Origin of the sequence: Kitasatospora sp. NPDC036755 (assembly GCF_040636595.1) — a bacterium.
Taxonomy (GTDB): Bacteria; Actinomycetota; Actinomycetes; order Streptomycetales; family Streptomycetaceae; genus Kitasatospora.
In genome coordinates this window covers 1-3,293 of record NZ_JBEZUT010000565.1, presented here as the reverse complement: position 1 = coordinate 3,293, position 3,293 = coordinate 1, and the positions used below count along the sequence as shown (strand labels likewise).

The following is a 3,293-nucleotide window of genomic DNA, read 5'->3' as shown; positions in this document are numbered from 1 at the left end:
CGGCGTTCTCCGGCCGATCCCACGGCTTCCGTCCTCGCAGAGGATGCCACACCGCACTGCGCGAACTTGCCAACACCTGGACGGGGGCGACCTGGCGGCCTCTCCCCCCACTCGCTATCTTGAGGGCATGAGCGAGCTGCCGGACTGGATGTACGCGCCCAGAGTCGAGGGTTGGATCGCAGACGACCTCGACCACTTGCCGCAGGCGCCGCGGCACACCGAACTGATCGATGGAGCACTGGTCTTCATGATGTCCCCTCAGCGTCCTTGGCACAGTTGGGTCGTATCGGGACTGAACACGGCGCTGGAAGGTCTTGTGCCGGACGGGATGTGGCCGGAGCGTGAGATCGCGATCAAGCTTGACCGGCTCAACCGTCCGGAGCCGGACGTGATGGTCGTGACCGCGGAGCCCGACCCCGACCGCACGCGGTATGACCCGGCCGATGTACTGCTCGTCATCGAGGTCGTGTCGCCGGAGTCCGTGCACCGCGACCGCACGGTCAAGTTCCGCAAGTACGCCGAAGCCGGGATTCCGCACTACTGGATCGTCGAGGATGAGGACGGCCTGCCCGTCGTACACGTCTACGAGCTGGATCAGGCAACCGCTGCCTACGCCCCTGCCGGGATCTTTCGGGCCAAACTGGAGCGTCCGGTGCCGTTTCCGGTCGTCATCGATCTCGACCGCCTCGTGTCCCGCTGGAAGCGGGCGAAGCGTGCAGCGGATTGAAGGTCCGGTGTAAGGACCTGCGAGACTGCGGAGCATGTCGGAAGCACGGGTCGTCGTCGTCGGTGGTGGGATCGCGGGGCTGGCTGCGGCCGCCTTCCTGAGCGGGGCGGCCGGCGGGCCGGCGCGGGCGCGGGTGACGCTGCTGGAGGCGTCCGGGCGGGTCGGCGGGAAGCTGTGGGGCGGCGAGGTCGGCGGGGTCCGGGTGGACCTCGGGGCCGAGTCGGTGCTGGCCCGGCGGCCGGAGGCGGTGGACCTGGCGCGGGCGGTCGGGCTGGGCGCGGAACTGGAGCCGCCGACCACCGCCAAGGCCGCGATCTGGACCCGCGGCGCGCTGCGGCCACTGCCCGGCGGGCAGGTGATGGGCGTCCCCGGCGACCTCGCGGCGCTGGCCGCCTCCGGGGTGCTGAGCGACGAGGGGCTGGAGCGGGCCCGCAACGAGCGGACCACCGAGGTCGGCGAGGACGTCGCGATCGGCCGCTACGTCGCCGACCGGCTGGGCCAGGAAGTGGTGGACCGGCTGGTCGAACCGCTCCTCGGCGGCGTCTACGCCGGCCGCGCCGAGGAGATCTCGCTGCGCGCCGCCGTGCCGCAGCTGCTGTCCATCGCGCGCGACGGCGGCTCGCTGGTCGACGGCGTGCACGAGCTGGCCTCCCGGCCGAAGGTGGTCGGCACCCCGGTCTTCCAGGGCCTGCGCGGCGGCCTCGGCACCCTGCCCGGCGCGGTCGCCGAGGCCTGCGTGAAGGCGGGCGTGGACCTGCGCACCGACGCCCCGGTGGACGAACTGCGCCGCACCCCCGACGGCTGGCGGGTGGTGACGGGCGGTGAGGCGCTGCACGCGGACGCCGTGGTGCTGGCCGTCCCGGCCCCCGCCGCAGCCCGGCTGCTGCGCGAGGACGCCCCGGCGGCCGCCGCCGAACTGGACGCCGTCGAGTACGCGGGCATGGCCCTGGTGACCCTGGCCTTCCGCCGCGCCGACCTGGCCGAGCTCCCGAGCGGCAGCGGCTTCCTGGTGCCGCCGGTGGACGGGCGGCGGATCAAGGCCTCGACCTTCTCCTCCAACAAGTGGGGCTGGCTGGAGCGTTCCGCGCCGGACGCGTTCCTGCTGCGCACCTCGCTGGGCCGGTACCGCGAGGAGGAGGCGCTGGGGCTGCCGGACGAGGAGCTGGTGGCACGGTCGCTCGCCGACCTGGAGGAGGCGATCGGGCTGACCGCCCGGCCGTACGACACCTTCGTCTCCCGGTTCTCGGCGGGGCTGCCGCAGTACCCGGTGGGGCACCTGGACCGGGTGGCCCGGGTACGGGCCGCGGCGGGGCGGGTGGGCGCGCTGGCGCTGTGCGGCGCCGCGTACGACGGGGTGGGCATTCCGGCGTGCATCGGATCGGCCGCGGCGGCCGCGGCGGCCGTCGACGGACTGTTGACCCCGGCGACCGGGGAAGGTTCCACGGAGAGGACAATGGGCGCATGACTGAGAGCGTTGAGCGGGAGCCGGAGCAGCGGCCCGAGAAGAAGAAGGCGCGCGACCTGAACCAGGTCATCCGCTACACCATGTGGTCGGTGTTCAAGCTCAAGGGCGCCCTGCCCGAGGACCGCACCGCGCTGGCCGCCGAGGTGGACGAGCTGTTCGCCCAGCTGGACGCCAAGGACGTGACCGTGCGCGGCACGTACGACGTCTCCGGTCTGCGCGCGGACGCCGACATCCTGGTCTGGTGGCACGCCGCCGACTCCGACGACCTCCAGGAGGCGTACAACCGCTTCCGCCGCACCGGCCTCGGCCGGGCGCTGGAGCCGGTCTGGTCGAACATGGCGCTGCACCGCCCGGCCGAGTTCAACAAGTCCCACATCCCGGCCTTCCTGGCCGACGAGCGCCCGCGCGACTACGTCTGCGTGTACCCGTTCGTCCGCTCCTACGAGTGGTACCTGCTGCCGGACGCCGAGCGGCGCGCGATGCTCGCCGAGCACGGCCAGATGGCCCGCGGCTACCCCGACGTGCGGGCCAACACGGTGGCCTCGTTCGCGCTCGGCGACTACGAGTGGCTGCTCGCCTTCGAGGCGGACGAGCTGCACCGGATCGTCGACCTGATGCGCGACCTGCGCCCCTCCCGGGCCCGGCTGCACGTCCGCGAGGAGGTGCCGTTCTTCACCGGCCGCCGCAAGCCGGTCGCCGAGCTGCTGAACGGCCTGGTCTGAGCGACCCGCGCGCCCGCCGGAGGCCGGTTCCCCCTGCCGGGGAGCCGGCCTCCGGGCTTTTCGCCACGGGCGCGGCCCGGCGAACTCGCGCAGCACGTCCGTGGAGTGGGTGCCGAGGTCGACCCGGGTGACGTCCTCGAAGCGGAACCTCGTCGGCTCCGGGTGCCACCGCCCTCGGAGTCGACCCGGTGCAGCCGCGGCGAGGAGCGGCGCAGCGCGGTGACCGTCCCGACCCGGCAGGCGCCGGGGTCGCGGTGCTCGGTGTACAGGGTGCCCAGGCCGTACTCGGCGCAGGCGCGTTTCGCGGCCGCGGCCGCGGGCTTCACCAGCATAGGTCCGTTTTCACGATTGCCATACCAATATTTTGCCAAACGCCCAA

3 protein-coding genes and 1 pseudogene are annotated in these 3,293 nt (G+C 73.0%); all 4 read left to right on the top strand.

Annotated features, from left to right (window positions below; translation table 11 throughout):
- Positions 1-95, top strand: a pseudogene (locus tag AB0E96_RS39925) (RNA-directed DNA polymerase); the annotation flags it as partial.
- 32 nt (positions 96-127) lie between these two features.
- Positions 128-727 (top strand): Uma2 family endonuclease, encoded by a 600-nt coding sequence (locus AB0E96_RS39920; RefSeq protein ID WP_359831596.1) that lies wholly within the window; start codon positions 128-130, stop codon positions 725-727.
- Between the two features lie 34 nt (positions 728-761).
- A complete protein-coding gene (hemG, locus tag AB0E96_RS39915; RefSeq protein ID WP_359831594.1) occupies positions 762-2,192 on the top strand; it encodes a protoporphyrinogen oxidase in 1,431 nt (476 codons plus the stop codon).
- A complete protein-coding gene (gene hemQ, locus AB0E96_RS39910) occupies positions 2,189-2,914 on the top strand; it encodes a hydrogen peroxide-dependent heme synthase (protein WP_359831592.1) in 726 nt (241 codons plus the stop codon). The genes hemG and hemQ overlap by 4 nt, the downstream gene beginning before the upstream one ends.
- Positions 2,915-3,293: the final 379 nt, after the last annotated feature.

What these genes read in the sequence shown, in the direction of transcription:
- hemG (WP_359831594.1), top strand. Translation starts at nt 762, where the DNA reads ATGTCGGAAGCACGGGTCGTCGTCGTCGGTGGTGGGATCGCGGGGCTG.
- hemQ (WP_359831592.1), top strand. Translation starts at nt 2,189, where the DNA reads ATGACTGAGAGCGTTGAGCGGGAGCCGGAGCAGCGGCCCGAGAAGAAG.
- AB0E96_RS39920 (WP_359831596.1), top strand. Translation starts at nt 128, where the DNA reads ATGAGCGAGCTGCCGGACTGGATGTACGCGCCCAGAGTCGAGGGTTGG.